This is a genomic window from Arthrobacter sp. NPDC057013 (genome assembly GCF_042674585.1).
In the GTDB taxonomy this organism is placed as follows: domain Bacteria; phylum Actinomycetota; class Actinomycetes; order Actinomycetales; family Micrococcaceae; genus Arthrobacter.
In genome coordinates this window covers 34,102-60,421 of sequence record NZ_JBHUSE010000022.1, presented here as the reverse complement: position 1 = coordinate 60,421, position 26,320 = coordinate 34,102, and the positions used below count along the sequence as shown (strand labels likewise).

The 26,320-nt window shown below is 66.8% G+C and carries 26 protein-coding genes; 13 read left to right on the top strand and 13 right to left on the bottom strand.

The genetic code is table 11. The features are described from left to right. Nucleotides 1-6 precede the first annotated feature (6 nt). The gene (locus ACFTSA_RS20910) at nucleotides 7-1,170 is read left to right on the top strand and encodes a Ku protein (RefSeq protein WP_377953750.1); all 1,164 of its coding nucleotides are present in this window, start codon (nucleotides 7-9) and stop codon (nucleotides 1,168-1,170) included. A 40-nt stretch (nucleotides 1,171-1,210) separates the two neighbouring features. Here ACFTSA_RS20910 and ACFTSA_RS20905 read toward each other — a convergent pair whose 3' ends face one another. The 7 genes from ACFTSA_RS20905 to ACFTSA_RS20875 all read right to left on the bottom strand — a co-directional run bounded on the left by ACFTSA_RS20905 (nucleotide 1,211) and on the right by ACFTSA_RS20875 (nucleotide 6,935). Continuing rightward, on the bottom strand, nucleotides 1,211-1,477 hold the full coding sequence (locus ACFTSA_RS20905; protein ID WP_377953749.1) for a Rho termination factor N-terminal domain-containing protein: 267 nt from the start codon (nucleotides 1,475-1,477) through the stop codon (nucleotides 1,211-1,213). Nucleotides 1,478-1,512: 35 nt separating this feature from the next. After that, nucleotides 1,513-1,992, bottom strand: coding sequence for an SRPBCC family protein (locus ACFTSA_RS20900; protein ID WP_377953747.1), 480 nt, complete (start codon nucleotides 1,990-1,992; stop codon nucleotides 1,513-1,515). A 258-nt stretch (nucleotides 1,993-2,250) separates the two neighbouring features. After that, nucleotides 2,251-2,529 (bottom strand): HPr family phosphocarrier protein, encoded by a 279-nt coding sequence (locus tag ACFTSA_RS20895; RefSeq protein ID WP_314193380.1) that lies wholly within the window; start codon nucleotides 2,527-2,529, stop codon nucleotides 2,251-2,253. Between the two features lie 50 nt (nucleotides 2,530-2,579). Next, entirely contained in the window at nucleotides 2,580-4,634 is a 2,055-nt protein-coding gene (locus tag ACFTSA_RS20890; protein WP_377953746.1) for a fructose-specific PTS transporter subunit EIIC, read from the bottom strand. 2 nt (nucleotides 4,635-4,636) lie between these two features. Beyond that, nucleotides 4,637-5,635 carry a 1-phosphofructokinase family hexose kinase gene (locus ACFTSA_RS20885; RefSeq protein WP_377953745.1) on the bottom strand — a complete coding sequence of 333 codons (999 nt, stop codon included), beginning with the start codon at nucleotides 5,633-5,635 and terminating at the stop codon, nucleotides 4,637-4,639. After that, nucleotides 5,632-6,435 carry a DeoR/GlpR family DNA-binding transcription regulator gene (locus tag ACFTSA_RS20880; RefSeq protein ID WP_377953744.1) on the bottom strand — a complete coding sequence of 268 codons (804 nt, stop codon included), beginning with the start codon at nucleotides 6,433-6,435 and terminating at the stop codon, nucleotides 5,632-5,634. Before ACFTSA_RS20880 ends, ACFTSA_RS20885 begins: the two co-directional genes overlap by 4 nt. A 242-nt stretch (nucleotides 6,436-6,677) precedes the next feature. Further along, nucleotides 6,678-6,935 (bottom strand): DUF6458 family protein, encoded by a 258-nt coding sequence (locus tag ACFTSA_RS20875; RefSeq protein ID WP_354262628.1) that lies wholly within the window; start codon nucleotides 6,933-6,935, stop codon nucleotides 6,678-6,680. A gap of 170 nt (nucleotides 6,936-7,105) precedes the next feature. On the opposite strand from ACFTSA_RS20875, the gene ACFTSA_RS20870 reads away from it, so the two are divergent. The 3 genes from ACFTSA_RS20870 to ACFTSA_RS20860 all read left to right on the top strand — a co-directional run bounded on the left by ACFTSA_RS20870 (nucleotide 7,106) and on the right by ACFTSA_RS20860 (nucleotide 11,554). Beyond that, nucleotides 7,106-7,723, top strand: a complete 618-nt coding sequence (locus ACFTSA_RS20870) for an alpha/beta hydrolase (RefSeq protein WP_377953742.1) — start codon at nucleotides 7,106-7,108, stop codon at nucleotides 7,721-7,723. A gap of 632 nt (nucleotides 7,724-8,355) precedes the next feature. Further along, the gene (locus tag ACFTSA_RS20865; RefSeq protein WP_377953741.1) at nucleotides 8,356-9,099 is read left to right on the top strand and encodes an HAD family hydrolase; all 744 of its coding nucleotides are present in this window, start codon (nucleotides 8,356-8,358) and stop codon (nucleotides 9,097-9,099) included. Between the two features lie 85 nt (nucleotides 9,100-9,184). Continuing rightward, nucleotides 9,185-11,554 carry a glycoside hydrolase family 65 protein gene (locus ACFTSA_RS20860; RefSeq protein ID WP_377953740.1) on the top strand — a complete coding sequence of 790 codons (2,370 nt, stop codon included), beginning with the start codon at nucleotides 9,185-9,187 and terminating at the stop codon, nucleotides 11,552-11,554. A gap of 1 nt (nucleotide 11,555) precedes the next feature. On the opposite strand, the gene ACFTSA_RS20855 is transcribed toward ACFTSA_RS20860, so the two are convergent. Beyond that, on the bottom strand, nucleotides 11,556-12,857 hold the full coding sequence (locus ACFTSA_RS20855) for an MFS transporter (RefSeq protein ID WP_377953738.1): 1,302 nt from the start codon (nucleotides 12,855-12,857) through the stop codon (nucleotides 11,556-11,558). A gap of 61 nt (nucleotides 12,858-12,918) precedes the next feature. On the opposite strand from ACFTSA_RS20855, the gene ACFTSA_RS20850 reads away from it, so the two are divergent. The 3 genes from ACFTSA_RS20850 (at nucleotide 12,919) to ACFTSA_RS20840 (ending at nucleotide 15,110) form a co-directional block, all read left to right on the top strand. After that, nucleotides 12,919-13,509: a hypothetical protein gene (locus tag ACFTSA_RS20850; RefSeq protein WP_377953737.1), complete on the top strand. Its 591-nt coding sequence runs from the start codon at nucleotides 12,919-12,921 to the stop codon at nucleotides 13,507-13,509. 88 nt (nucleotides 13,510-13,597) lie between these two features. Next, entirely contained in the window at nucleotides 13,598-14,377 is a 780-nt protein-coding gene (locus ACFTSA_RS20845; RefSeq protein WP_377953787.1) for a hypothetical protein, read from the top strand. Beyond that, on the top strand, nucleotides 14,361-15,110 hold the full coding sequence (locus ACFTSA_RS20840; RefSeq protein WP_377953736.1) for a LamB/YcsF family protein: 750 nt from the start codon (nucleotides 14,361-14,363) through the stop codon (nucleotides 15,108-15,110). Before ACFTSA_RS20845 ends, ACFTSA_RS20840 begins: the two co-directional genes overlap by 17 nt. A 20-nt stretch (nucleotides 15,111-15,130) precedes the next feature. Here the strand turns inward: ACFTSA_RS20840 and ACFTSA_RS20835 are convergent, their stop codons facing one another. Then, nucleotides 15,131-17,323, bottom strand: a complete 2,193-nt coding sequence (locus ACFTSA_RS20835; protein ID WP_377953735.1) for a M1 family aminopeptidase — start codon at nucleotides 17,321-17,323, stop codon at nucleotides 15,131-15,133. A gap of 201 nt (nucleotides 17,324-17,524) precedes the next feature. Next, the gene (locus ACFTSA_RS20830; RefSeq protein WP_377953734.1) at nucleotides 17,525-18,895 is read right to left on the bottom strand and encodes a DUF445 domain-containing protein; all 1,371 of its coding nucleotides are present in this window, start codon (nucleotides 18,893-18,895) and stop codon (nucleotides 17,525-17,527) included. A gap of 50 nt (nucleotides 18,896-18,945) precedes the next feature. Here ACFTSA_RS20830 and ACFTSA_RS20825 point away from each other — a divergent pair, with 50 nt between their 5' ends. From ACFTSA_RS20825 to ACFTSA_RS20810, 4 genes are all read left to right on the top strand, one after another. After that, entirely contained in the window at nucleotides 18,946-19,872 is a 927-nt protein-coding gene (locus ACFTSA_RS20825; protein ID WP_377953733.1) for a glycerophosphodiester phosphodiesterase, read from the top strand. A 12-nt stretch (nucleotides 19,873-19,884) separates the two neighbouring features. Continuing rightward, on the top strand, nucleotides 19,885-20,667 hold the full coding sequence (locus ACFTSA_RS20820) for an AzlC family ABC transporter permease (RefSeq protein WP_377953731.1): 783 nt from the start codon (nucleotides 19,885-19,887) through the stop codon (nucleotides 20,665-20,667). Beyond that, the gene (locus ACFTSA_RS20815; RefSeq protein WP_354262618.1) at nucleotides 20,664-20,975 is read left to right on the top strand and encodes an AzlD domain-containing protein; all 312 of its coding nucleotides are present in this window, start codon (nucleotides 20,664-20,666) and stop codon (nucleotides 20,973-20,975) included. Before ACFTSA_RS20820 ends, ACFTSA_RS20815 begins: the two co-directional genes overlap by 4 nt. 90 nt (nucleotides 20,976-21,065) lie before the next feature. Next, nucleotides 21,066-21,731, top strand: coding sequence for an SIS domain-containing protein (locus ACFTSA_RS20810; protein ID WP_377953729.1), 666 nt, complete (start codon nucleotides 21,066-21,068; stop codon nucleotides 21,729-21,731). Nucleotides 21,732-21,776: 45 nt separating this feature from the next. Here the strand turns inward: ACFTSA_RS20810 and ACFTSA_RS20805 are convergent, their stop codons facing one another. Further along, the gene (locus tag ACFTSA_RS20805) at nucleotides 21,777-21,974 is read right to left on the bottom strand and encodes a hypothetical protein (RefSeq protein WP_377953727.1); all 198 of its coding nucleotides are present in this window, start codon (nucleotides 21,972-21,974) and stop codon (nucleotides 21,777-21,779) included. Nucleotides 21,975-22,195: 221 nt separating this feature from the next. Continuing rightward, nucleotides 22,196-22,816, bottom strand: coding sequence for a TetR/AcrR family transcriptional regulator (locus ACFTSA_RS20800; RefSeq protein WP_377953726.1), 621 nt, complete (start codon nucleotides 22,814-22,816; stop codon nucleotides 22,196-22,198). A gap of 112 nt (nucleotides 22,817-22,928) precedes the next feature. Between ACFTSA_RS20800 and ACFTSA_RS20795 the strand changes: the two genes are divergently transcribed. Next, nucleotides 22,929-23,324, top strand: a complete 396-nt coding sequence (locus tag ACFTSA_RS20795) for an MTH1187 family thiamine-binding protein (protein ID WP_377953725.1) — start codon at nucleotides 22,929-22,931, stop codon at nucleotides 23,322-23,324. A 32-nt stretch (nucleotides 23,325-23,356) separates the two neighbouring features. Continuing rightward, nucleotides 23,357-24,034 (top strand): O-methyltransferase, encoded by a 678-nt coding sequence (locus ACFTSA_RS20790; protein ID WP_377953724.1) that lies wholly within the window; start codon nucleotides 23,357-23,359, stop codon nucleotides 24,032-24,034. A 91-nt stretch (nucleotides 24,035-24,125) separates the two neighbouring features. On the opposite strand, the gene ACFTSA_RS20785 is transcribed toward ACFTSA_RS20790, so the two are convergent. Next, complete coding sequence (locus ACFTSA_RS20785; RefSeq protein WP_377953722.1) at nucleotides 24,126-26,279, bottom strand: FG-GAP-like repeat-containing protein; 2,154 nt, start codon at nucleotides 26,277-26,279, stop codon at nucleotides 24,126-24,128. Between the last annotated feature and the right edge of the window lie 41 nt (nucleotides 26,280-26,320).

The window sequence follows — 26,320 nt, the reverse complement described above, 5'->3', positions numbered from 1 at the left end:
TGTCCCATGAGAGCCATCTGGAAAGGCGCCATCGCGTTCGGTCTGGTCAACGTCCCGGTGAAGGTCTACAGCGCCACCGAGGACCACGACATCAGCCTCCATCAGGTGCACAACGCCGACGGCGGCCGGATCCGCTACCAGCGCCGCTGTGAGGTCTGCAGCGAGATCGTTGACTACTCCGACATTGAGAAGGCCTACGAGGACGACGGCCGGACGGTGATCCTCACCAAGGAGGAGCTCAAGTCCATTCCCGCGGAGAACAGCCACGAAATCGAAGTGGTGCAGTTCGTCCCGTCCGAACAGCTCGACCCCATCATGTTCGAGAAGAGCTATTACCTGGAACCGGATTCCAAGTCCCCGAAGGCCTACATGCTGCTTCGCAGGGCCCTGGAGGATACCGAACGTGTGGCGGTGGTGCAGTTCGCGCTGCGGGACAAGACCCGGCTGGGGGCCCTGCGGATCCGCGACGACGTCCTGATGCTGCAGGCACTGCTGTGGGCGGACGAAGTCCGGGAAGCATCGTTTCCTGCCCTGGATACGTCCATTCGCATCTCCGCGCAGGAACGGGAGATGTCCGCCGCTCTGGTGGAGTCCATGGCCTCCGACTTCGAGCCCGAGCAGTTCACTGACGACTACCAGGCGCAACTCCGGCAGCTCATAGAGGCGAAGCTGGAAAAGGGCGACGCGCTGGACACGGAAGAGACGTTCGGTGCCGAGGCCGAGGGTGGCAACGGTGAAGTGATCGACCTGATGGAGGCCCTGAAGCGCAGCCTCGACAAGAAGCGCGGGGGAGGGGCGGCCGCAAAGGAACCGTCCGAAGACGAGTCGGATGAGGAGGAGCCGTCCGGGCCTGCCAAACGCGGTAGCGGAAGCCCTGGCGGTAGCCGCAGCACCGGCGGCCGGGCCCCCAGCAGCAGGACCAGGAGCGCAAAAAAGGCCACCGAGGATTCCGACGGCGAGACTGCCAAGAGCGGCGCTGCCGGGACCCGCAGCAAGACCGCCGCTTCGAAGACCGGCACTGCTGCTAAGGCCGGCACTGCATCGAAGACCAGCGCAGCTTCCAAGAGCGGGACTGCTTCCAAAACAAGCACTGCGGCGAAGACCGGTACCGCCGCCAAGTCCACCACGAAGGCCGCGTCCACGGCGAAGACCGCGCGGAAGGGCGCCTGAGTGAGCGGGCGCCCTGCCGCGCGGCTGCACCGGCATCCGCTTAGGAATTCCTGAGCGCGGAGATGAGCTCGCTCTTTTTCTTGCCTGAATACCCCTTGAGGCCGATTTCCTTGGCTCTGGCCCTGAGCTTATCCACGGTCCAGTCCTCATAGTCGCCGGACTTTCCGCCCTTGCGGCCCACCTCGGACCGTCCCTTCTGGGCTGCCGAGTTGGAGACGCGGGCCGCCTTCTGCTTCGAGGCCCCCTCGTCGCGCAACTCCTCGTAGAGCTTGGGATCCTTCAGGCTGGGGTTCTTCTTTTCTGGCATTGCTACCTCCGTGATGGAACAGCCGGTGTATCGGGTCACTCGGCTCCCGTAGTGTCCACTTCGCCCCGGTCCACCGCGGCGCGCCAGGCTCCGGTCTCGATGCCCCGGGTTTCGATGAACTCCTTAAACCGGACCAGGTCGGAGGACACCTGCTGCTCATCAACGTGTGCTGCGGCTCCGGCCCGCTCCAGCAGGCTCTCCGGCTCCCATTCGAGTTCCACGTTCACGCGGCAGAGGTCCTCGCCCAGGTCCTCGAACGTGACCCTGCCGGCGTTGCGGGGCTTGTCCTTGCTGACCCAGGCGATGCACCGGTCCGGCGTCTGCTCCAGGATCTGGGCATCGTATTCGCGCTTGACGCCCGCCACGCTGGTGCGGAAATGGAGGGAGGTTTCGTCGATCTGCTCGACGGATTCGACCCCCTTCATGAACCGGGGGAACGATTCGAACTGCGTCCACTGGTTGTAGGCGGTGCTGACGGGTACCTCGACGTCCACGCTTTCCTGCAAGGTTTCCACTTTGTCATCCTCCTTCAGTCCGGCAGTTCCGCCGGTCATTCGAATGGCTGGCCACAATTCCAAGCTAGTGGGGTGGAGAATCAAAAACAAGAAACTACTAAGTTTGCTTACTTCTGCGGAATGAGCCCCTGATCAGGGACGATGCCGGTCATTGGCCGCTCTCCGCTGGCAAAATCCGTCCGGAAACGGAAACAGCCGGCCTCCACAGCAGCCCCTGGGGGAGCTGACGCGGAAACCGGCCGTAAAAGCGCTCGGTGCCTATTCGGCGTCGTGATCCGTTTCCAGGATCTGGACCAGCCGCTCAAGCGCGGCGTCCGCGCCGTCGCCCTCGGCCCGCAGCACCACAACGTCACCGTGGGATGCGCCAAGGCTCATGAGGGAAAGGATGCTGGCGGCGTCCATGGCCTCGTCGGCCGGCTCCCCTTCGCGGGCAATGGTGATGTCGAGGTCAAACTCGCCCGCGGCTTCGGCAAAGATGGCGGCGGGGCGGGCGTGCAGGCCTACGCGGCTGGCGACGGTTGCGGTACGTTCGGACATTTCTGCTCCTTGCAATTGCAGTGTGGGTTTGGTGCTGAAGGACAGCGGGATCAGACTGTTACAGGGACGGTCTCCACCGTATCAACGGCCTTGCGGGCAGCCCAGCGTTTGAGGGCCACCACGATGATCGCAGCCACCACGGTTCCGGCCAGGATGGACACGATGAACATCACCACGTTGCCGATGGCGAAGAACACGAAGATACCGCCGTGGGGTGCCTGTGACGTGACGCCGAAGGCCATGGTGAGCGCGCCGGTGACAGCGCCGCCGATCATGCTGGCGGGGATGACGCGAAGCGGATCGGCTGCGGCGAACGGAATGGCGCCCTCGGAGATGAACGAGGCACCCAGCAGCCAGGCCGCCTTGCCGTTTTCACGCTCGGCCAGGCTGAAGAGCTTCTTGTCCAGGACGGTGGCCAGGGCCATCGCCAGCGGCGGCACCATGCCGGCGGCCATCACAGTGGCCATGATCTGCCAGGGTGCCTGGTTGGTGGCGCTGCCGGCGCCCAGGCCGGCGACGGCGAAGGCGTACGCAACCTTGTTGACCGGGCCGCCGAGGTCGAAACACATCATGAGGCCGAGGATGATGCCCAGGACGATGGCCGAAGCGCCGGACATACCGGACAGCCAGTTGTTAAGCCCGACGGTGATGGCTGCAATCGGTCCGCCGAGGAACAGGAACATCGCGCCGGAGGCGATGATGGAGGCCAGCAGCGGAATGATGACAACGGGCATCAGGCCACGGAGCCAGCGCGGCACCGACCAGGTTCCGATTAGATGGGCGATGTAGCCGGCGAGCAGGCCGCCGACGATGCCGCCGAGGAAGCCGGCGCCCATGAAGCCGGAGACGGCACCGGCAACGAAGCCCGGTGCAATGCCCGGACGGTCGGCGATTGCGTAGGCAATGTAGCCGGCGAGGGCGGGAACCAGGAAGCCCATGGACAGGGCACCGATCTTGAAGAAGACGGTTCCGAGGTAGAGGGCGAGGTTGCCGTTGGGCAGGTTGACCAGGGAGTTGTTGGCCAGGATGTCGTTGGCCTTGGTACCCAGAGCGATGTCGAATCCGGCGAGCAGGAAGCCCAGCGCGATCAGCAGGCCGCCACCGGCCACGAACGGGATCATGTAGCTCACGCCGGTGAGGAGGGCCTTCTTCAGCTTCTGGCCGATGTGCTCGCCCTTTTCGGTGGCTTCGCGCTCAGCCTGCTCCTCGGCACCGAAGTGCGGAACGCGGTGGGCGTGCGGGTTGTCCGCCGCGTCCAGGGCTTCCTGGACCATCTTGGCGGGCTCGTCGATGCCGCGCTTGACCGGTGCGTTGATGACCGGCTTGCCGGCGAAGCGCTCCTTGCCGCGCACATCCACGTCGACGGCGAAAATCACGGCGTCGGCAGCGGCGATGACTGACGGGTCCAGCGGCTTGGCTCCGGAGGAGCCCTGGGTTTCAACCTGCAGGTCCACGCCAACTTCCTTGGCTGCGGCCACAAGAGAGTCCGCCGCCATGTAGGTGTGCGCGATGCCGGTGGGGCAGGCCGTGACGGCAACGAGCCGCCGCGGACCACCGGAAGCAGCGCCACCGGAAGCAGCGCCGACGGAAGCAGCGCCGGCAGTGGCGGCAGCCATGGCCGGGGCCACAGCAGTTTCCGGCGCGGCAGCCGGCTTGTCCGCGAGGGCGTTGTCCACGAGCTCCACGATCTCTTCCCGGGAGGTGGCAGCGCGGAGCGCACCCGTGAAGTCCTTTTTGATGAGCGAGCGGGCGAGCTTGGACAGCAGCTTCAGGTGCTCCTGGTCGGCGCCGGCCGGGGCAGCGATGAAGAAAATGAGGTCGGCCGGGCCGTCCTTGGCGCCGAAATCGACGGGCTGGGACAGGCGTGCCATGGCGAGGGTCGGTTCGGTCACGGCGGCCGAACGGCAGTGCGGAATGGCGATGCCGCCGGGAACGCCGGTGGCGGTCTTCTGCTCGCGGGCGAAGGCATCGGTGAAGAGGCCTTCAACTTCGCTGGCGCGTCCGTTGGCGGCAACACGGCCGGCCAGATGCCGGATCACGTCCTCGGGCGAATTGCCCAGGTTCTGGTCGAGCTCGACCAGGTCCGCGGTGATGAGCTGAGTCACTGTCAATCCTTCCGGAGGGCCGTGATGGTTACGGCGTCGGGGGTTGTTTGGTGGACTGCCGGGACGGTGGAGCCCGGCAGGGAAGCGGCGGCAGCGCCATGCGCCACAGCCTGGCGGAGGCAGTCAGCCGGGGCGGCGCCCTGGCTGGCGGCCAGCAGATAGCCGGCCAGCGACGAATCACCGGCGCCGACCGTACTGACTGCGGTGACCGGCGGATGCGTGGCCAGCCACGCGCCGTCGGCCGTCACGAGGACAGCGCCCTTTGAACCGAGCGTTGCCAACACGGCCCCCACACCGGAACGCACGACGGCGGCAGCTGCCGCGGCGGCAGCATACGGGTCCGCTTCGAGTTCCTCAGCCGTGCTCACCGAGGAAAAACCTGCTGCTGCGGCCAGTTCCGCCAGCTCCTCGGCATTGGGTTTGAGCAGGTCCGGTTTTCCGGACGCCGCTTCTGTTGCGTCGTCTGCGACGGCCGCTGCCAGCGGCGCGCCGGAGGAGTCGACGGCAATCATCGGTACGCCGGCCCCGGCGTCGGCATTGCGCAGCCGGCGGGTGACCGTGGCGTAGAAATCCGCCGGGACGCCAGGCGGGAGCGAGCCCGCCAGGACCACCCAGCTGGCTCCGCGCGACCGTTCCAGCAGCAGGCTGATCAGCGCCTCCTGGGCATCCTCCGCGAGGACCGGGCCGGGTTCGTTGATCTTGGTGGTCACACCGCCCGGCTCCGTCAACGCCACGTTGGTGCGGAGCGGTTCATGGATGTCCAGCGATGCGAAGGGCACGCCCTCTTCCCGCAGGCCGGCAAGCACAGGATCGGATTCCGCGCCGGGCAGCACCGCAAGCGTTTCGAGGCCGGAGGTCACGAGGGCCCGGGAAACATTCACGCCCTTGCCGCCGGATTCCTGGCGGACGGAGACTGCGCGCTGCACCTCGCCCCGCTCGAGGGGGCCGGGCAGGGCAACCGTCCGGTCCAGGCTCGGGTTGGCTGTGAGGGTGACAATCATGCGACTACCACCTCCACGCCGGCCTCGGCGAGGGCCGCAGCTAGTTCGGAGCCGGGTGTGCGGTCAGTGATCACGGTATCCAGATCTTTCAACGAGGCGAACTGGACGAGCGTTTCCGCTTCCAGCTTGGACGAATCGGCCAGCACCACAATGCGGCGCGCCGAATGGACGAAGGCAGCCTTAACGGCGGCTTCTTCAGAGTCTGGTGTGCTGAGGCCGAAGCTTGCGTGGATGCCGTTGGTCCCCACAAAGGCGATGTCCGGACGCAGCCTGCCGGCGGCTTCCACCGTGTCCTGGCCCACTGCTGCCTGCGTGAGCCCGCGGACCCGGCCGCCCAGAATCTGCAGGGCGATGCCGGGGGTGCTGGCGAGCTTCGCGGCGATGGGGACGGCGTGGGTGATGACGAGGAGTTCCTGGGCCGGATCGGCCGGTTTGGCCGGAGCTGCGGCGCCGCGGGCCAGGAGGTCGGCGAGGACTTCGGTGGTTGAACCGGCGTCGAGGAGGATGCTGCTCGAGGGCCCCTTCGGGAGGAATCCGAGGGCGGCCTCGGCGATGCGGAGCTTCTGTGCCTGCCGCTGGATGGTCCGCTCGAGGATGCTCTCCTCGGTGGTGCTGAAGCGGTCAGCGGAGACCGCCCCGCCGTGCACACGGCGCACCGTTCCGGCCGATTCCAGGGCGGCCAGGTCCCGGCGGACGGTTTCGGTGGTGATGCGGAACCGCTCGGCGAGGTCGGTCACGCTGGCGCGGCCGCTGGCTGCAACGAGCCCGGCGATCTGCTGCTGACGCTCCTCGGCAAACACATACCCTCCATTGCGTAGTTACTGCTGCAGTGCGTCGGCACTGCCTCCACGGATCCCTTCACCGATCAGTGACCGTTATCACAAATCTGCAAGTACTTGACTTTATCTTCGTTCTTGTTGGTTTGTCAACGAAAAAGCCACAGAAAACCAAAAGCCGGCCCAGACCCGAAGGTCCGGCCCGGCCATGCCGTGTGGGGCCACTGCTGCCCGCCCTTTTTTGTGCGTGGCAAATTCGTGAGGTTCTACAGGCCGTTGTCGCGGCTTTCGTTGCGGGTGATCCGCTCGCCCGTGTTGGGATCCACGACGGAACGCGTCTCACTGACGCGCCGGCTCCTGCCGGGGGCGGCGATGACCAGCGAGGCGACGAGGCCGATGACGCCGACGGCCATCAGGATGTAGCCAATCAGCGTCAGGTCCACGTTGGGGATGAGGCCTGGCGTTACGGCCCAGGCGAGGATGGCGCCCAGGGCGATGAGGAAAATGGCGGAACCGATTCTCATGACTTGCTCCTTGCGTTCGCGGACTCCTGCGGCTTGGATGCGTGCGGTCGCCCTGCGTCAATTGCTAAGCATGCTGTCAAGCGTCAGGCTACATCCCGTCAACTCGCGTTTCAATCAAATCCGCAGGTCAGTGGCAGGCGGGCTTTCCAGGGACTCGCTAGGCTGATCGGATGGAGACGGTTGTGTGGTCCAGGCCGGAGGAGGAGCGCGCCGGCACCCCGCTGTTGGTGATGATGCACGGCTATGGCACGGACGAATCCCGGATGGTGAACCTTTTCGATTATCTCCCCAGGGAATTCACCTGCGCGGCACTCCGGGCGCCCATGCCAATTGCGAACGGCTATGGCTGGTTCCTGCTGGATTATTTCCTGACCAACGATTTTGCCGACGTCATCACGGCCGCCAATTCCGTGTTTTCCTGGATCGACTCGGCCAGGACGCTCCACAGCAGCGTGAGCCTCCTGGGCTATTCGCAGGGGATGGCCATGGCGAGCACGCTCCTGCGCTTGCGGCCGCACGACTTTCCGGCGGTAGTGGGGCTTTCCGGCTTCGTTTTGAATAATGACCTGCTGGCGCTCAGTGAGTCATTTGACGAGCGGCCCCCGTTCTTCTGGGGGAGGGACAAAGCCGACCTCGTCATCAACGGGGACGCTACCGCCTACACGGAGGAGTGGCTGAACGCGCACACCCGGCTCACGGCGCGGACTTATCCGGGAATGGGCCACGCCATGTCCAAGGCGGAGATGGTGGACGTCAGCGCGTTCCTTCGTCACTACGTCCTGAGCTAAAAATCGGGTTCCGGCCGGAGAGGCGGATGCCGAAATCGGGGCGCCGAAATAAAAACAGTTGCAGGGTAAATCTGCAAGCGCTTACACTCTTCTTCGGCCGGGACCCGGCCGGCAGGCGTCCACTCGGGGGTGGGCGGCTGGCAGTGCACGACTCAACAGTGTCGAAAGGGCAGGACCGCGCCATGCATCCTTGCGCCACCCCTCCCGCGGGGATGTTCAGCTGGCTTGCCCTGAACTGCCGGCACGTTCATCATGGACGTAGGCAAAGAACTGTGCGCCCGCGCCTCGACGCGTTCTGCCTGGCCCGCAACGCCGCGGTGCAAGTGGCGGAACCGCGAGAATTCACGCACCGGACATAACCCGGCCACTACGTAAGAGAAGCCGGCCGCGCAACAACTGGTACGCCGTCGCAGGCGGCCAGGGGCAACGCCGCCCGGCCCGCGAAAAATGCCGGCCTGTCCTGCAAGCTGCAGACTCACCCTCACCGAACCCCTCCGGGTCCGAGGTGCGTTGAGCCAAGGTTTCTGAGCGGCAGGTTCTGCAGGCCCGCACCCTTATGGTCACCGCCGACCACGTTCCTGTTAACTCCCAACACATTGCTGTCCGAACCCCGAAAGGACACGGAACAAAGCATGACCGAAACCCTGAATACCAGCGCCGGCAGCCGGCCCAGCTGGACCGGCGCCGCCGCCATCCTCTTTGACCTCGACGGCGTGCTTACGCCCACAGCCGTGGTTCATGAGCGCGCCTGGCAGGAGCTGTTTGACGGCTACCTCGAAACCGTCCCGGAAAAGGACGGCTACCGGGAGAGTGACTACTTCGACCACATCGACGGCAAGCCGAGGTTCGACGGCGTGCGGGACTTCCTGACGTCCCGCGGCATCACCCTTCCCGAGGGTCCCGCGGACGACGACCCGAATAACATCACTGTCCAGGGCCTGGGTAACCGGAAGAACCGGATTTTCAACGACATTGTCAGCTCCGGGGTGGAGCCCTATGCGGGATCGGTGCGTTTTCTGGAAGCCGTGCTGGACCGCGGACTTAAGGTCGCCGTCGTCTCCTCCTCACGGAACGCCCCTTCGGTGCTGCGTGCGGCAGGGCTGGCGGACCGTTTCGAGGTGGTCGTCGACGGCATCGTCGCAGCGGAGGAAGGACTGCCCGGCAAGCCCGACCCGGCAACCTATGAGTACGCCGCGCGACTCCTGGACCTGCCCAGCGAGCAGTGCATCGTCGTCGAGGACGCCGTATCCGGCGTTCAGGCGGGCAGCGCCGGCAGTTTCCATTCCGTCATCGGCGTGGACCGCGGGGCAGGCCGGCAGACGCTGCTCGACGCCGGCGCCACCCTTGTTGTCAGCGACCTCGGGGAACTCCTCTAGTTCCGGCACTGCAACCGCAAGCGGGTCCCGCCAGACCCGGCAGAATTTCCAGCATCACATCCGACCCGTCTAAGGAACGCCACTCATGGCACTCATCACCGCCAACCGCGTCCGCTTCCCCAATGACCCCTGGAAGCTCGTGGAGACGAGCCACGAACCCGGCGACGCCGGAACGCTTGAGACGCTCTTTGCCCTTGGCAACGGACACCTCGGTGTCCGCGGCGCCCACTGGGCGTCAGCCGATGCCGAGCTGCCCGGCAGCTTCATCAACGGCTTCCACGAGATATGGGACATCAAGCACGCCGAGAACGCCTATGGCTTCGCGCGCACAGGCCAGCGCATCCTCTACATTCCGGATGCCAACAACTTCACGGTCATCATCGACGGCGAATTGCTCAGCCTCGCCGAATCGACTGTGCTGGACTACCGGCGCTCCGTGGATTTCGCCACCGGCATCTACGAGTGCAGCATCGTCTGGCAGTGCCGTTCCGGCGCCACAGTGACCACGGTGGAGCGCCGGGCGGTGGGCTTCGATGCGCGCGGCAGCGTTGGCATCTCGCTGGAGGTTTCGGCCGACCGTGAAGTTTCCGCGGACGTCACCTCGTCCGTCATCAACCGGCAGGACCAGCCGGTGGAGGACCATTCCACCCACGACCCGCGCCGGGCAGGCCGGCACGCGGGCCGGGTCCTGCTGCCCCTCAGGATGGAGGGCGGCGACGGTTCGCTGCGCCTCTCGTGGGAGGCCGCGGAGTCAAAGCAGCGGGTGGGGATCGCCGTCGACCACTGGACGTCCGCCGGCCAACAGCCCTTCGATACTCTCGTGGACCAGGACGACAGCAGCGTCCGCTATGTGCTGGCGATTGCGGCTGACGAGCCGTTCCGGCTCGAAAAGAGCGTCAGCTACGCCGTGGCCCGGGGCGCCCGGACGGGCCTGCCCGGCGCTGCCGACGCGGAAGCGGGCGAGGACCCGGCGGACGCCGCGGAAGCCGGCCTGAAGCCGGTCGGCGACGTCTTCGCCGAAAGCGAGGCGCACTACCGAGGCTACTGGGCGTGCGCCGACATCCAGGTGGGCGGGCAGCCTGAGCTGCAGCAGGCCATCCGCTGGAACCTCTTCCAGCTCGCGCAGGCCACCGCAAGGGCCGGCGTGGCCGGCATCCCGGCCAAGGGCGTCACCGGTTCGGGCTACGACGGCCATTACTTCTGGGACCAGGAGGTCTACCTCCTGCCGTACCTGACGTATTCAAACCCCGACGGCGCGCGCCAGGTCCTGGAGTTCCGTCACGAGATGCTCCCGGACGCCAAGATCCGTGCCAAGGAGCTCAGCGTTGACGGTGCACTGTTCCCGTGGCGCACCATCAACGGACTGGAGGCGAGCGCGTACTACGCCGCCGGCACGGCGCAGTTCCACATCGCCGCCGCCGTTGCTTTCGCCGCCAACAGGTACGTCTGGGCCAGCGGCGATACGGACTTTGGTGCCGGGATGGGCGCCGACCTGCTGATCGAAACCGCCCGCATGTGGGCTTCCCTGGGCTTCTTCGGCAAGGACGGAGCTTTCCACATCCACGGGGTGACGGGTCCCGACGAGTACACCGCGGTGGTGAACGACAACCTCTACACGAACGTCATGGCCCGGTTTAACCTGCGGGCCGCCGCCGCACTGGACCACCCGGCAGTAGACGACGCCGAAAGGGAACTGTGGGAGGCTGCCGCGGAGCGGATCCAACTGCCCTTCGACGAGCACTTCCAGGTGTACTCGCAGGACAACGACTTCATGACCCTGGAGCCGTGGGACTGGACCACGCCGCGCTCCAAGTACCCCCTGCTGCTGAACTTCCACCCGCTGGTGATCTACCGCCACCAGGTGCTGAAGCAGGCGGACACCGTGCTCGCCATGTTCCTGCAGTGGCAGGAGTTCACCGCCGAAGAAAAGCGCCGGGCCTTTGATTTCTACGATCCGATCACCACGGGGGACTCCACCCTCTCGGCGTGTGTCCAAGGGATCATGGCCGCCGAGGTGGGGTACCGCAAGGCCGCCCTGGAGCACTTCACGAATGCCGTTTTCATCGACCTGGACAACTCCCACGGCAACACCATCGACGGCGTCCACATCGCCTCTACCGGCGGCGTGTGGAGCTCGCTGGTGTGCGGCTTCGCCGGGCTCCGCGACCAGGGGCCAGTGCCGTTCTTCGACCCGCGGCTGCCCGCGGAATGGGACACCCTGCGCTTCCACCTGAAGCTGCAGGGCCGCCCGCTCCTGGTTGAACTCGACCAGGAGGCCATCACGCTGACCGTCCTCGACGGCGAAGCGCTGGACATCGACGTGCGCGGCGTCCGGTTCACGGTGGCTTCCCAGCCGGTGCGGATCCCGCTGGAACCGGTCCACGTCCCCGAGCCTTCCGTGTTCCCGAGCGGGCCGCCGACCGCGAGCATCCCGGTGGTGCGCACACGCGAGTGAGCTAGTGCCCGGTGGTGGCCTCGGAGCCGGCGGGCAGGGTGTCCCGGCGGTCGAGCGGATGGGCGATCTCGTCCGCTGACATCCGGGCCACCAGCAGGGCCACCACCGCCATGACCGGGCACACCCCGCCCGCCACCAGGAAGATCAGCCAGATCGGGAGTACGGCGGCGGCGGGGCCGGCCAGCGCCATTGACACCGGCATCAGTGCCAGGGACACGAAAAAGTCCAGGCTGGAGACCCGCCCCAGCAGGTGCGGCGGCACGCGCCGCTGCAGCAGCGTTCCCCAGATGACCATGCCCACACTGCCCGTGGCTCCGAAGATGAAGAGCGCCAGGGCCAGCAGCCAGAAGCTGTCCATGAGCCCCACCGCCGCGAGCGGCAGGGTGCCCGCTCCCCAGCACACCATCATGACGGTCAGGTAGCGGCGCGGGAGCCGGACGGATGCCGTGACCAGCGAGGCGACGGCGCTTCCCACACCCATGACGGCCAGCAGGAAACCGAACATCCGGCTGTCGCCGCCCAGCTGGTCCCGGGTCACGAAGGGCAGGAGCACCTCGATGGGCCCGATCAGGAACAGCACCGAAATGCAGGCCCACAGCAGCGTCCAGAGCAGCCACGGCGTCCGGACCGTGTAGCTGACGCCCTCACGGAGGTCGGCGAAGAAGGAGGTCCTGCCACCGTCCTCTGCCGCGCCAGAGCCGGGTGCCGCGAGGGCATGCTGGCCCAGGAAGTTCAGGACGATGAACGCCAGCAGGTGGCACACGGCAACGCCTGTCACGGCGTGCGACGGCGACAGGGCGGCCACGACGACGCCGGCCACCGCAGGACCAGCCGCCTGCTGCAGCGTGGGGCGCAGGGTACCTTCCATGCCGTTGGCCGCGAGCAGGTCCTCCGGCGGCAGGATCCGCGGCAGAATCGCCGAGTACGCCGGGAAGAAGAACGCGGCTCCCACGCCAAGGACGAAGGCGCCGGCCACCAGGTGCCAGAGCTGAAGCCAGCCCGCCATCGCCAGCCCGCTGACCGTGGCGATCACGGCAAGGTTGATGCCCTCGACGGCGATGATCAGCAGCCGCTGCGGAACCCGGTCCGCTGCGATGCCGCCGGCCAGGACGAACGCCACAAGACCCACGCTCCCGGCAGCGGCCACGAGGGACAGTTCCAACGGACCGCCGCCGATGTGGATGACCTGGTAGACCATGGCCACGGCCCACATGCCCGAACCGAAGATGGAAATGGCGAGGGCGCCGATCAGCACGCGGTATTCGCGGTGGGAGAAGGGTCGAAGGGCGCGGGGGAGGGGCACACGGCAATCTTAGGCTGAGCCTGCGGCGCGGGGAACGCGTCCGGCGGGATAGGCTCGAGCCATGGGGAACACACCGGCCCGGCCGGGGCGGCGCAATGTGGCGCTGATCGGCGCAAACTTTGGCCTTGCCCTGCATCCGGTGGACCGGAACGGCGTTCATGTCCCCGGCGAACCCGCCAGCTGCTTCGCCTCGTTCTGGGTGGCGGACTGGTCCCGGTGGGGAACCGGAACGGTCCTCATGGTGGCCACGCTCCAGGGCTGGCGCAGCTACGGCTCCAACGAATTCTTTGCCTCCTCCCTCGCCACCGAACTGACGCGCTTCTTTCCGGAGGCGGCGCGCTTTCCGCTCGGCGCGGTCAGCCACACCCAGGACGAGTTCGACGTCGCGCTGGACCTTGAGCGGGGATTCCGGGCAACCGGGCGGCGGGCCGCTATCGAAATTTCCGGGGTGCTGGACCGGCGGCAGTTCTCCGCGCCCGACTTCCAGCTGGGGCCCGCCAGCGGCTCGATGAGCAACATCTACCATCCATGCAGCACGGGAAAGCTCTCCGAGTTCGGCGTCGAATGGCCCGGCGCCCCCACCGTCTACCCTGGACCCCGCGGGCCGTCCTCCTCCGCGTACATGGCCGTGGCCGAGTCCTGGGCGCTGTAATCAGCATGCTTGGTATGTTGGGAAGTGGCCTAGTGTTAAGGCTAGACGGCGGCCTCCGGCTGCCGGTTGATCCGACGTAGAGGTGATGATGGCCAAGCGACGCAACCCCGCGGTGAGAATCGCGCAGGAAACAGCCCACAACGCCGTGTTCGATGCCCACGGCAATCCCAAACCCGGCGTTCACAACGTGCTGCTGCGGGCCGTGGAGATTCAGCGTCCGCTGGTGCTGGCGTACATCCGCAGGCTCCAGCGCCGCAATCCGCGGGCATCCGCCGCCCAGTTGGCGGACATCCTGGAACGCGACTATCTCCGGGCAGTGACCGGCGGGGGAGCGCTGGTGGGGGCCACCGCCGTCGTTCCCGGGGTCGGGACGGTGGCGTCCCTGGGCCTCTCCGCGGCCGCGACTGTTGGCTTCCTCGAGGCGACAGCCCTCTACGCCACCTCGCTGGCCGAGCTCCACGGCATCCGGATGACCGACCCGGAGAAAGCCAGCACCCTGGTGATGGCCGTGATGCTCGGCGAGGAGGGGACCGCGCTGCTTGGTTCGCTCAGCGGGCAGGCCATGGGCAAGGGCAAGGGTGCCAGCCAGGCCTGGGGAAATGTACTGGCGGGCAGGATGTCGACATCGGGGTTCGGGTTCTTCCGCGAACGCATCCAGAAAGCCTTCCTGCGGAACCTGCTCAGGCGTCAGGGGACCGCCCTGTTCGGCCGTGCGCTGCCGTTCGGCATTGGGGCGGTGGTGGGCGGTGCCGGTAACCTCATGATGGGCCGGGCCGTCGTCGTTAATGCGAGGGAGGCCTTTGGGCCGATGCCGGACACGGTGCCGGGCGAACTCACGGAAGGTAGTACGGGTGGATCTGAACGCTGATCTCGGGGAGTCTTTCGGCTCCTGGACCATGGGTGATGACGCGGCCATGTTTGAGCTCATCACCAGCGCCAACGTTGCCTGTGGCTTCCATGCCGGGGACCCCGTGACCATGCTGGACAGCTGCCGCGCCGCCTATGAGCTGGACGTCAGGGTCGGCGCCCACGTAGGCTACCGCGACCTCGCCGGGTTCGGGCGGCGCTCCCTGGACATGTCCTTCGACGAGCTGTTCGGCGACGTGCTGTACCAGCTCGGGGCACTGGACGGAGTGGCGCATGCGGTGGGCGCCTCGGTTGACTACGTCAAGCCGCACGGCGCCCTCTACAACCGGGCGTTCCACGACGCCGAGCAGGCCTCCGCACTCGTGGCTGCTATCCAGGCCTACGATCCCGGCATGCCCATTCTCGGGCTTCCGGGATCCGAGCTGCTGAAGCAGGCCGAGGACGCCGGGCATCCCGTCTTCCGCGAGGCGTTCGTGGACCGCGCCTACCTGCCGGACGGCACGCTGGTGCCGCGCTCGCAGGAAGGCGCCGTGCTGCACGACGTCGGGCCGATCGTTGAGCGGGCAGTCCGCCTGGCGCTTAAGGGTGAGGTGGTGGCGGTGGACGGAACCGTGGTCCGGGTGGACCCCGATTCCCTGTGTATCCACGGCGACACCCCGGGCGCGGTGGAGATGGCTGCCGCCGTCCGCGCCGGCCTGGAGGAAGCCGGAGTGGAACTGTCACCGTTCGCCTGAGCGGCGCCGGCACGTTGTGGTTATCGGGGCCCGGGGCGCGCCTCGATCCGTTGCTCCAGCACCCGCGCTGTGGCAGGCGGGCTGCTGGCAGGGGTTGTTGTGCCGCGCAGCACGGGCGGCGCCGTCCCGGCCGGCTTGGCGGCGGTGAACAGCCAGTCCTGGAAGAAGCTCCCGAGGTCCTGGCCGGAAAGCTCCTGGGCCAGTCGCATGAAGTCGGCGCTGGAGACATTGCCGCCGGCATGGGCATCAGTCCATTCCCGGAGGATGTCGAAGAACACTTCGTCCCCTACCCTGTTGCGCAGCGCCTGCAGTGTCATCGCGCCGCGGACGTACACGGCGAAGTCGAAGAGGGCTGCCGTTCCCGGGTCGCCGATCTTCACTGTCCAGAACGGCGCCTGGTCAGGAATCGCGGCGGCATAAAAATCGAACAGCTGTTGAGGGGTTTCCCGCCCCTCGCTTTCGCTCCAGAGCCACTCGGCGTACGTTGCGAACCCCTCATTCAACCAGATGTCTTGCCAGCGGCTGACCGCGATATCGTCGCCCACCCACTGGTGTGCCAGTTCATGAACCACCACGGAGTCGCCCGATTCAGGGCTGGTGAAGAAGAGCCTGGAGTAGATCGGCCTTGTTTGGTTCTCCAGCGCAAAGCCGAGGTTCTTCAGGTCATCAACGGTTCCACCGGCGGCGCTGAACGGGTACGGGCCGAAGATATTGGACAGGAACCTGATAATTTCCGGCTGCCTGTTGAACGACGCCTGCACCCGGTCACCGGTGGAGGGTGGCCCCGAGCTGGGCGCGCTCCACTTTGCGTCATTCCGCGGGCTCCCAGGCGGCGGACCGGACGCTGACCAGCCGTCCGTGGTGTTGCCGTCCTCCTCGAATGACGTGGTGCCTTCCCCTGTTGATACGGTGACGTCGTCCATCGACACCCCGTCCAGCGCGACGACGTTGTCGGTGACGTAGGTCACGGAAAGTTCAACGGTCTTCCCGGCGAACCGGGAGAGGTCGAATCCCCACTGCTCCCATCCCTGGCTGGGTCCGGTCGCTGCCCACCATGCTCCGGAGCTTCCGCGTGGGCTGCATGAGCCGTTGCGGCCGGCCGTCAGGTAATGGCCGAGGAAGGGATGAATGGCCAGCAGCTGCTGGCATCCGGGACCGCTTTCGGCGGACGTATGGCCGTTCGCATCCCGGAGGGTCGTCCAGTCCTGCGCACCGGCGGTGCGCGCTTCCACCACGGCAAAGTCGCGGCCGAATTCGATGGTCCGGTTGAGCCAGAAAGAGAGCTTCGCCCCGTCCGGGGGGACCGTAAGAGTCCTGGTTAGACGGGTATAGGTTCCCGCACGGCTGTCCGACCAGGCGAAATTGTGACCCGTCCGGGCAACGACCGCCGGTGCGAACAGGTCGGGATCGATGGCGTCGATGTACCGGACCCGCCCGTCCCGGTAACGGTCCAGATTGAACTTGCCAACACTCGCCGTGGCCAGGTATGTGGCCAGGGGTTCGGGCGCGTGCCACGTCCACGTGGTTTTCCCGTCCTGCGACTCTTCGTCGCGAAGCACGCCGTTGGCCACCACAGCCAACCCGTCCGGGACAGTGATCTTGAAAGTGAAGGCCGCCTTGTCCAGGGGGTGGTCGTTGGCCGGGAACCAGGTGGCTGCCACGTGCGGCTGCCCGATGATCAGCGAACCGTCGTCGGTCCGGAGGAATCCTGAAATTCCGAACTGGTCAACGACCGGTTTCGGCACGCCGTCATAGGACACGACGGTATCGAACTCCCGGCCGTCCCTGATGCCCAGCTGCGGAATCACCGTAAGCTCCGCACCGCTGCGCCGATAGGCGGCGTCCCTGTCGTTAACCCGGATGCCGCGGACAGCCAGCCCCTGCAGGTCCAGGTTGAACGACGAGAGGTTCTGGGTTGCACGGGCACGGATGGTGGCGGACCCTGCCAGGAACCCGGTTGCCGGATCGTAGGTAAGCTCCAGCAGGTAATGCCCGACGTCGTAGCCGCCGTTGCCGTCAAGCGGATAGTAGGGATCCCCAAGGCCGGGTGCGCCGGGGCTGAAACCGCCGTCGTCAGCGTTGACCGCACGGGCCGGGACGGCCGCCACGGCAGGCAGGGCAAGCTGGGACGGCAGCGTAGCTGACAGAACCAGGGCGCAGAGAAAAAGGCCGGCGCGGTGGAACGCTGCCGGCCGGTAAGTCGCGGGACTCATGGCACCTCATTCGAAACTCCCGAACGGAGCGCCGCGGTGCCGGTCCGTGGACTGGCCACCCATGGACCGGCAGGAGACCGGGCGGCGTAGTTGACACCAAGGTGGCCCTGCCCGCCAAGGCTGTCAAGCGTCTTTTGGTGGCATCTGCGCCGGCCACCTGGGAGCACCTGCGAGCACAGGGCCGCCCGGGGCGCAGCCCGCTCAGCCGAACGTCAGGTGAGCGACCGTGAAGATGGCGAGCCCGGCGAGGGAGCCCACCACTGTGCCGTTGATCCGGATGAACTGCAGGTCCTTGCCCACCTGGAGTTCGATCTTCTGCGACGTTTCCTCGGCATCCCAGCGGGCCACCGTATCTGTGATCACTCCGGCGATGTCCGACCGGTAGGTGCGGACCAGGTAGCCGGCGGCATCGCCGATCCAGGCGTTGACCTTGCCCGCCAGCTCCTCGTCGTTGACCAGCCTGGTGCCGAAATCGCGGACGGCCGCCTTGAACTTCACCGTCAGCTCGCTCTCCGGGTCGTCGACGGCGTTGAGCAGCGCGCCCTTGATGGTGGCCCAGGTCCGGGACGCCAGTTCCCGGACCTCCGGGTCGCCCAGCACCTGCGCCTTGATCCCCTCCGCGCGGGCGATCATGGCGGGGTCATGCTGCAGATCCTGGGCCAGGTCCGTCAGGTACTTGTCGATCGACAGCCGGACCTGGTGCTGCTGGTCATCCTGGACCGCGCGGGTGAATTTCAGCAGCTCGATGTAGACCTTGTCGCCCACCAGGCCGTCCACGAAGCTGGGCACCCACTGCGGGGAACGTTCCGTGACGAGCCGGCTGACCGTCTGGTGGTTGGCAGCCACCCAGTCCGCTGCCCGGTCCACGAGGAGATCCACCAGCTTGTGGTGGTGCCCGTCGGCGAAGATCCGTTCAGCCATGCGTCCCACGGGCGGTCCCCACGGGGGAGCCAGCAGGTGCTTGCGGACCATGCCCTCGATAACTGCCTGGACGTCGTCGTCGTTCAGCACTTTGAACGTGCCCCGGATGACGGCGGCGCCCTCCTTGGCCACGCGCTCGGCGCCGCCCGGACCCGACAGCCAGCTGCCCGCCTTGCCGGAGATGTTGATGCTGGCCAGCTTGTCCTGGACCACCTGTTCAGAGAGGAAGTTGGTCTCCACGAACTCGCCCAGGGACGCGCCGATCTGGTCCTTACGGCGCGGAATGATGGCAGTGTGCGGGATTTTGAGCCCCATGGGGTAGCGGAACAGGGCCGTTACCGCGAACCAGTCGGCCAAGGCGCCCACCATGCCGCCTTCCGCCGCGGCCCGGACGTACTCCAGCCACGGGTACTGCTTCTGCAGCGCGAAGGCCACGACGAACACCACCGCCATGGCGATGAGCAGGCAGAGGGCCAGCAGTTTCATCTTCCGGAGCGCTGCCGCCTTTTCGGCGTCGCCCGCCGTGAAATCACGTACGACGGCGGGACGCGCCGGAGTGCGGCCGCCGAGTCCGCCGTTCCGCTCGGGGCTTTCCGGGGAAAGCTTCTCCGCCGGATCTTGCTGGGTGGTTGGCTCAGAGTTCACCTGCATGTACCAAGCCTAGCCCCGCTTTGGCGGCCGCGGTCGGCTAACGTGTGACCATGACAGCCGACGAGTCAGCCCCAACCCGTCCCCTGGTCTACGCCCACCGGGGTGCCAGCGCGGATTTCGCCGAGCACACCCGTGCCGCTTATCTCCGGGCACTCGCCGACGGCGCGGACGGCGTGGAGTGCGATGTGCACCTCACCCGCGACCAGCACGTCGTCCTGCTGCACGACTCCAACCTGGACCGGACCTCGGACGGTACAGGCCCCGTGGCCGAACGGACCCTCGACCAGCTGCGGCTGCTGGATTTTTCATCCTGGAAGGGCGTCCGGATCCCGGAGGCCTTCGGGCCCAGGTCCGAACAGTTCCTGACCCTGCCGGACCTGCTGGACCTGCTGCGGGCTGCCGGGCGGGAGATCGGGCTGGCCATCGAGCTGAAGCATCCCAGCCCCTACCAGCTGAAGCTGGAGGACAGGGTGCTGGAGGTGCTGCGGGCCGAAGGCTGGGACGCCGCAACATCCAGGCTGGGCAACGTCCGGGTGACCTTCATGAGCTTCAGCCCGGACTCGGTCAGGCACCTGCGCAAGGCCGTGCCGACTGAGTTCATCTGCCAGCTCGTGGACGACGTGAACGTCACCGGAATCCGCGAGGAACTGGGGCTGGGGCCTTTCACGGGCAGTGCCGTGGCCAACGTGATGAAGGCCGCGCAACTGGAGGGCGAGCGGATTCTCAACGACGGCGAAGTGGCCATTGCCGGCCCCGGCATCGACTACGTCCGCCGGCACGCAGGCACAGTGCGGCGCTGGCTGGATTCCGGCCGCCGATTCCGGGTCTGGACGGTGGACGAAGAGGACGACGTGGAGCTGTGCCGGGGGCTTGGCATCCACGAAATCACCACCAACCGGCCGGCGCAGGTCCTGGCCCGGCTCCAGCAGCCGGCCCTGGCGTCAAGCTCAGCCACCCAGTCGCAGCCGCCGCTGTGATTGAGTGGTGGCATGCCCATCACTTGGCCCCCTAAACTCCTGCGTTCCCCGGCGGTCCGCGTTGGCCTGTCCATCAGCGTAGCCACCGGCCTGTACGGGGTTTCCTTCGGGGCGCTCTCCGTCACCTCGGGCCTGGACTTCTGGCAGACCATGGCACTGAGCCTGCTGCTCTTCAGCGGCGGCTCCCAGTTTGCGTTCATCGGGGTGATTGCCGGCGGTGGCTCGGGTCTCGCCGCCATGGGGGCCGCCACCCTGCTGGGAATGCGCAACGGAATCTACGGCATGCAGCTCAACGTGCTGCTCCGGCCGACAGGGTGGCGCCGATACGCTGCCGCCCATGTGACCATCGACGAGTCCACGGCCACGAGCACCGGGCAGTCGGATCCTGACGAGCAGCTCAGGGGCTTCTGGGCCGCGGGCATCGGGATCTTTGTGCTCTGGAACCTCTTCACCGCAGTCGGTGCCCTGGCCGGCGGTGCGCTGGGCGACCCCAGGCAGTGGGGCCTCGACGGCGCGGCGGTGGCGGCGTTTCTTGGCCTGCTCTGGCCGCGGCTGAAGGGCCGGGAACCGGTGGCGATCGCCGTCGTCTGCGCCCTGGCAACCGTACTGGCCGTGCCGTTCGTCCCGGCAGGCGTCCCCATTCTCATTGCCGCCGTGGTGGCTGCGGTCATCGGCTGGGTCAGCCACGGGCGCCAGGACGAAGGGCTGGAACCGGATATCGACCCTTACGCGGAATGGCATCCCGGCCACCACCCGGGTACAGGACACCATCCGGGCCCCGGAGGTGCCAAATGAGTCTGTGGATGTGGTTGCTGCTGTCCTGCCTGTTTGCCTATGCGTGGAAACTGGTGGGCTACCTTCTCCCGGCCAGCCTGCTTCAGAACCCCAGAATGTCCCGGATGGCCGGAACCATGACCATCGGACTGCTCGCCTCGCTGACCATCGTCAACACCCTGGCCAGCGGGCAGGCCCTGGTGCTTGACGCCCGGCTGGGCGCACTGGCGGCCGCCGCGGCGGCCCTGTTCCTGCGGGCGCCCTTCCTGGTGGTTGTGCTGGCCGGCGCCGGAGCCGCGGCCCTGCTCCGGCTGGCGGGCTGGAACTGAAACATCGGGAACTGCCAGCCGGACGCCGTCGTCGTTAAGGGTGATGTGCATCACTGCCGTTGTATCCTCGAATGAAGAGGAGTGGTAAAAATGAAGGCCGTCAGCAGACTGTCACATTCCCGCGCCACGGACGCGCCGTTCGAAATCAAAGCCCCGGTAGACATCGTCCTCGAGCACCTGCGGCAGGTAGGGCCTGCGGTGGCCTCGTTGCGCAATGAGTCCTCGCGGCTGGCCGGCTGGGGCGAGGAGCTGGCCCGCCGGCTGCTGTCAGGGAACCGCCTGGTCACCGCTGGAAGCGTCGGTTCGGCGGCGGAGGTGCAGCAATTCACCGCCGAACTGCTGGGGCGCAACGCAGGTGAGCGCCAGCCATTTTCCGTCATTGCCCTGCGGCCGGGTGTGTCGGCAGGGGCTGCGCCCGTCAGCGCTATGGAAATTGCGCAGGGGCACGCGGACGAGGTCACCAGCCAGGTGCGGGCACACATCCGTTCCGGCGACGTTCTCCTGGTGGTTTCCGCCAGCGGGCACCGGCATGCCCTGCTGGAGGCGACGGCGGCCGCGAGGGCGGCCGGCGCCACCGTCTGGGCGGTTACCGGGGCAGCCCCCAACCCGCTGGCCCAGGCTGCCGACGAAGCTATCTGCATCAACTCGCCCAAGCCCCAGGTGCGGGAGGCGCAGCTGATCGCACTCCAGGCCATGAGCGAATGCCTGGCTTCGGCCCTGCGTGCCTTGTCCCAGAGGCCGGAGCCGCTTCGGTGAGGTAGACGCACAGCGCCTACGCGGTTGGATCTGCGCGGGTTAGATCTACGCTGCGCCGTAGGCGTCCGGGGCTACCGGCTCGGCCCGCCGTGCGAGCTCCTCGGTGGCCAGGTCATACCAGTCCTGGGCACCGAACACAGGCGTCGGCGTATCCAGATTCCGGTAGAGCGCGTCCACGATGATCCTGAGCTCATCGGTGGAAGCCGCGGTTATTGTTGTTTCAGGGTCAGTTGTATGTTTCATGAAGTGGGCCAGCTGTGAGCGGTTCATGATGCCACGGCCGGTCTGATTTGAACATATGCAGGAAATGACATGGTGTGCTCCGTGTATGGAACTGTCCGAGGCTGGCTTCCTAACCCACCGGTGTGCCTAGCTTACTGTGCAGGGCCTGTGTGCGGAATATGCGGATTCGTCATTCCTGCCGGCCGTGCCCTCTTGGGGGCCGCCGCTCGGACTGCAGGCCGCTACTCGAACTGGGACCCCGGAAGCGGCACCTGCGGCGGCAGCGGCCTGGTGGGCCGTTCCGCGCGGATCGCGTCTTCGACCAGGGCGGCCGGCCGGCGCCACGCGTCTGAGCCGGGCTCCATGGTGTCCACCACGCCGATCAGCATGGCGAGCAGCCGCACCATGTCGGTCAGCGAGATGTCCACCCGGAGGGTGCCCTGGTCCTGGCCGCGGTCGAGGAGCACGCCAACAGACTCGATCAGGCTTCCGGTAATGCCGGTGAGCAGATCCCGCCTGCCGGCCACGGCGCCGAGCAGGTTGGCGTTGTCACTGGCCGCAGTCATCACTGCGTCGATAACCCGGAACAGGCCCTCGGCCGCATCGCTGCCCGCAAGGGCGACGTCGATAACCGGGTCCACATTCAGCCGGAGCTGGCGGTTGAGGGCCGCCAAAACCAGCTGTTCCTTGTCCGAGAAATTCCGGAACAGCGTCGCTGGACCCACTCCCGCCGTTGCGGCGATGGTCTGCAGCGGAACGTCCGGGCCGTACTGCCGGAAACACTCGCGGGCGGCGTTAATGATCTTGTCCACATTGCGTGCAGCGTCAGCACGGAGTGGCTTGCGCTCTACTGCGAGGTTCATGAAACCAAGGTTAGCAACGCTGTGTCAGCCTGACTCCGTTACCCGTTGGTAGCGCCGAATATGACACAGAACACGTTCCGGGCGGCGTGTTCGGCCGTGTCAGACTGGAGCCATGTTGCTTGCATTTTCAGTCGCCCCTTCCGGTATTCCCGCTGACCCTGCCTTCGCTGCGGCCGGCACCGGGGACGCATCAGTGCACGACGCCGTGGCTGCTGCCGTCAAGATTGTCCGGGAGTCCGGGCTGCCCAACAAGACGGATTCCATGTTCACCACCATCGAGGGTGAATGGGACGAGGTGTTCGACGTGGTCAAGCGCGCCACAGAGGCCGTGGGGAAATTCGGCAGCAGGGTGTCCCTGGTGATCAAGGCCGACATCCGGCCAGGCTATTCCGGGGAGCTCACCGCGAAGGTCGAGCGCCTGGAAGGAGCCCTGGACGCCGCTCCGGACAGCGCCCCGGATGGTGCCGCCAAAGGGGTAGCTGACCGCAGGCAGCTGACGGGAGCCTAGCCCGGCCGGCCGCTTGCTGGAAGACTGTGCCCATGTTTGAGCACAAGCCGCGGCCCGAGTGGACGGCCGTAGAAGAGTACCTGTCCGACGTCGTCGTCCACCCCGACGACGCCGTCCAGCGCGCGGTGCGGTCCGCCGAGGAAGCCGGGATGCCGCCGATCGAGGTGACCCCGAACGCGGGAAAGCTCCTGAAGCTGCTGGTGGCGGCGTCCGGTGCCCGCAAGGTGCTGGAGATCGGCACGCTGGCCGGATTCAGCACCATCTGGATGGCCCAGGGAATGCCCGACGACGGGCGGCTGGTGACGTGCGAATACCTCCAGAAACACGCCGACGTAGCCCGGGCCAACGTGGACGCCGCCGGCGTGGGCCACAAGGTGGAGATCCGGACGGGCGCGGCCCTGCACACGCTCGCAGCCCTCGAGGCCGAAGGAGCCGGCCCGTTCGACTTCGTGTTCATCGATGCGGACAAGGAAAACAACCCGCAGTACCTGGAGTGGGCGGTGCGGCTGGGCCGGGCGGGAACGAGCATCGTGATGGACAACGTCGTGTGGGAGGGCGTGGCATTGGACCCCTCGATGGATGACGTCAACGCGCCCGGGATCATCGGGGCGCTGAAGATGATGGGGGAGGACAGCCGGCTGGACGCCACTGTCATCCAGACCGTGGGGTCCAAGGGCTGGGACGGCTTCGCGCTGGCCATCGTCCTCTAACGCAGCACCATGCCCACAGCGAAGCACCGCCCGTGCACTGGCTGTACACGGGCGGTGCTCTTCTTGCTGGGTGTTCCTACCTCTGAGGCAGTTACTGGATTGAGCTCATCGAGTTCCAGCCAGTACCCGCGACCGCCTTGCTGACGAGCGTGGTGCCGTTGCCACGGTAAAGGAGGAGGGTTCCCCTCGAGTCACGGGCGGTGATGTCTGCCCTGCCATCACCGGTCAAGTCGCCGGGGGCCACCAGGGAGCTGAAGCCACCCCAGCCGGAGCCGATCTGGACCCGGGGAACGAACCCGCCGGCGCCGTCGCCACGGTAGAGCCAGAGGCTGCCCGCAGCGTCCCGGGAGACGATATCGGGCTTGGCATCACCGTTGAAGTCGGTGCCCAGAATGGTGTTCTGGCTGTTCCAGCTGCTGCCGATCAGGATCCGTGCGCCAAGGCCGCCGTTGCCTGTGCCGGGGAAGGCGTAGAGCTTGCCGGCGCTGTCGCGGACCACCAGGTCTGCCTTGCGGTCGCCGTTGACGTCCCCGGCGGCGGTGATGGCCGTGAAGGAGTTCCAGCCCGAGCCGATCTGGGTGCTGCCGGAGAATCCGCCGATGCCGTTGCCTTTGTAGAGGTAGAGCAGGCCGGTGGAGGACCTGGCGATGATGTCTGCCTTGCGGTCATTGTTGAAGTCGCCTGCGCTGATGATCGACGTCATCGAGTTCCAGCCTGTGCCGACTTTGGTCCTCGCGAGGAAGCCGCCGGTTCCGTTGCCGCGGTAGAGCCAGAGCGTTCCGGTGGAATCGCGGGACACGATGTCCGCCCGGCCGTCACCATTGAAGTCCTGCACCTTGCGGTACGGGGCGGTGACGGTGGTGCCGATCTGCACGGTGCGGCTGGCCAGTGGGCTGACGTTGCCGGCCACGTCCGTGCCGCGGACCAGGAAGTTGTAGGTTCCGCTGACCTGTCCGTCCCACGTCTTCGGGGAAGCGCAGGTCGGATCCCAGACCGTGTTGGTGGGCTGGAGCTGGCATTCGAACCGGGCTTGCGGGTCACTGCTCGTGAAGCTCAGCGTCGGGGTGCTGTCCAGGCTGGGCGTGGACGGGAACGGTGCCACGATCGACACCGGGGGAGCAATTGTGTCCACCGTGAACCTGAGGGTCCCGGAATTCTGTCCGCCAGCCACAGCCTGCACGGAGTGGGGACCATTGGCCAGCGCCGGCAGCGTCAGTGAGTACGAGGAGCCGGTAACCGTGGCCGCCCGGGGAGCGCCGCCGTCGACAATGAGCTGAACGGGGCCGGCGGTTCCCGCCGGCAGCGTGCCCGTGATGGTAGGCGTTGCCACCCTGGTGATATTGTCCGTGTTGGACCGACCGCTATCACTGGCCGCAGCCAGGTCGGGCGTATTCGGGCCTCCAACGGAATCGGTCGCGATCAGGCCCTGGACCGTGAAAGTGTTCACGGTGAGGGTGTTGACCCCGGCTCCGCCGGCATTCGGGCCGACGACGCGCACGAAGTTGTTGCCCGAGGGGGCGCCAGTGACTGTCCGCGCAGTATTGATGTCACCGAGGGTGCCCGGTGCAGCACCCTCCTGGCGGAGGAAGGTCGCGGTCGTACCCCTGCCAAAGTCCCCCAGGAAGGCAGCGCCTACGCCGGCCCAGTCGCACGGAGTGGTGGCGGACGGTGCACAGATGCCCTGGTCCAGGGTCTGGTTGATCACGCCGGTAGCGTCCGCCGTGAAGGTGTGGAGGCCATAGGGGTGGGTGATGGTGTAGCTGGCGTTCGGCGTCAGGCCGTTAAGCCGGAACCGTAGCCGTCCGAAGCCCATCTGTTCGCCGTCGACCACGGCTCCGTTGACATGGGCGCCCTCGAGGGCAGCCTCGTACAGGCGCAGGTTGCCCGCCGAAGCCTCGGCTCCGAACCAGAAGGCTTCCTCCGGGAAGTTGTCCGGGTAGGACGCCGGCGCGCTTGGGTCAGGCGGCTCAGAGAGGCAGCCCTGCCCGCCCTGGTAGCAGAACTGCAGCCGGACGGTACCGTCCGAAAACCAGGTGGGGAACCCGTTTGCAGGGTCGACGGGCCCCATCCCGGCCGTTTCCGCGTGGGCGGGAACAGCGCCGATGGGTGACAGAGCGGCGGCGAGCAGGACGCCGGCAACGGCCGGGGCGAAGCGCCCGGCAGTGGCGGAGGACAAACGGCGCGCTGACCGGGAGCGCTTGGCTCCGTCAGGCACCAAAGGCCTCATCGCGGAATGCGAAGACATGGTAACTCCTTTTTGGACACTCGATTTGTGGCCCCCAGTAC

What these genes read in the sequence shown, in the direction of transcription:
- ACFTSA_RS20910 (WP_377953750.1), top strand. Translation starts at nt 7, where the DNA reads ATGAGAGCCATCTGGAAAGGCGCCATCGCGTTCGGTCTGGTCAACGTC.
- ACFTSA_RS20905 (WP_377953749.1), bottom strand. Translation starts at nt 1,477, where the DNA reads ATGCCAGAAAAGAAGAACCCCAGCCTGAAGGATCCCAAGCTCTACGAG.
- ACFTSA_RS20895 (WP_314193380.1), bottom strand. Translation starts at nt 2,529, where the DNA reads ATGTCCGAACGTACCGCAACCGTCGCCAGCCGCGTAGGCCTGCACGCC.
- ACFTSA_RS20885 (WP_377953745.1), bottom strand. Translation starts at nt 5,635, where the DNA reads ATGATTGTCACCCTCACAGCCAACCCGAGCCTGGACCGGACGGTTGCC.
- ACFTSA_RS20875 (WP_354262628.1), bottom strand. Translation starts at nt 6,935, where the DNA reads ATGAGAATCGGTTCCGCCATTTTCCTCATCGCCCTGGGCGCCATCCTC.
- ACFTSA_RS20870 (WP_377953742.1), top strand. Translation starts at nt 7,106, where the DNA reads ATGGAGACGGTTGTGTGGTCCAGGCCGGAGGAGGAGCGCGCCGGCACC.
- ACFTSA_RS20865 (WP_377953741.1), top strand. Translation starts at nt 8,356, where the DNA reads ATGACCGAAACCCTGAATACCAGCGCCGGCAGCCGGCCCAGCTGGACC.
- ACFTSA_RS20860 (WP_377953740.1), top strand. Translation starts at nt 9,185, where the DNA reads ATGGCACTCATCACCGCCAACCGCGTCCGCTTCCCCAATGACCCCTGG.
- ACFTSA_RS20850 (WP_377953737.1), top strand. Translation starts at nt 12,919, where the DNA reads ATGGGGAACACACCGGCCCGGCCGGGGCGGCGCAATGTGGCGCTGATC.
- ACFTSA_RS20845 (WP_377953787.1), top strand. Translation starts at nt 13,598, where the DNA reads ATGGCCAAGCGACGCAACCCCGCGGTGAGAATCGCGCAGGAAACAGCC.
- ACFTSA_RS20835 (WP_377953735.1), bottom strand. Translation starts at nt 17,323, where the DNA reads ATGAGTCCCGCGACTTACCGGCCGGCAGCGTTCCACCGCGCCGGCCTT.
- ACFTSA_RS20830 (WP_377953734.1), bottom strand. Translation starts at nt 18,895, where the DNA reads ATGCAGGTGAACTCTGAGCCAACCACCCAGCAAGATCCGGCGGAGAAG.
- ACFTSA_RS20825 (WP_377953733.1), top strand. Translation starts at nt 18,946, where the DNA reads ATGACAGCCGACGAGTCAGCCCCAACCCGTCCCCTGGTCTACGCCCAC.
- ACFTSA_RS20820 (WP_377953731.1), top strand. Translation starts at nt 19,885, where the DNA reads ATGCCCATCACTTGGCCCCCTAAACTCCTGCGTTCCCCGGCGGTCCGC.
- ACFTSA_RS20815 (WP_354262618.1), top strand. Translation starts at nt 20,664, where the DNA reads ATGAGTCTGTGGATGTGGTTGCTGCTGTCCTGCCTGTTTGCCTATGCG.
- ACFTSA_RS20810 (WP_377953729.1), top strand. Translation starts at nt 21,066, where the DNA reads ATGAAGGCCGTCAGCAGACTGTCACATTCCCGCGCCACGGACGCGCCG.
- ACFTSA_RS20805 (WP_377953727.1), bottom strand. Translation starts at nt 21,974, where the DNA reads ATGAAACATACAACTGACCCTGAAACAACAATAACCGCGGCTTCCACC.
- ACFTSA_RS20800 (WP_377953726.1), bottom strand. Translation starts at nt 22,816, where the DNA reads ATGAACCTCGCAGTAGAGCGCAAGCCACTCCGTGCTGACGCTGCACGC.
- ACFTSA_RS20795 (WP_377953725.1), top strand. Translation starts at nt 22,929, where the DNA reads ATGTTGCTTGCATTTTCAGTCGCCCCTTCCGGTATTCCCGCTGACCCT.
- ACFTSA_RS20790 (WP_377953724.1), top strand. Translation starts at nt 23,357, where the DNA reads ATGTTTGAGCACAAGCCGCGGCCCGAGTGGACGGCCGTAGAAGAGTAC.
- ACFTSA_RS20785 (WP_377953722.1), bottom strand. Translation starts at nt 26,279, where the DNA reads ATGTCTTCGCATTCCGCGATGAGGCCTTTGGTGCCTGACGGAGCCAAG.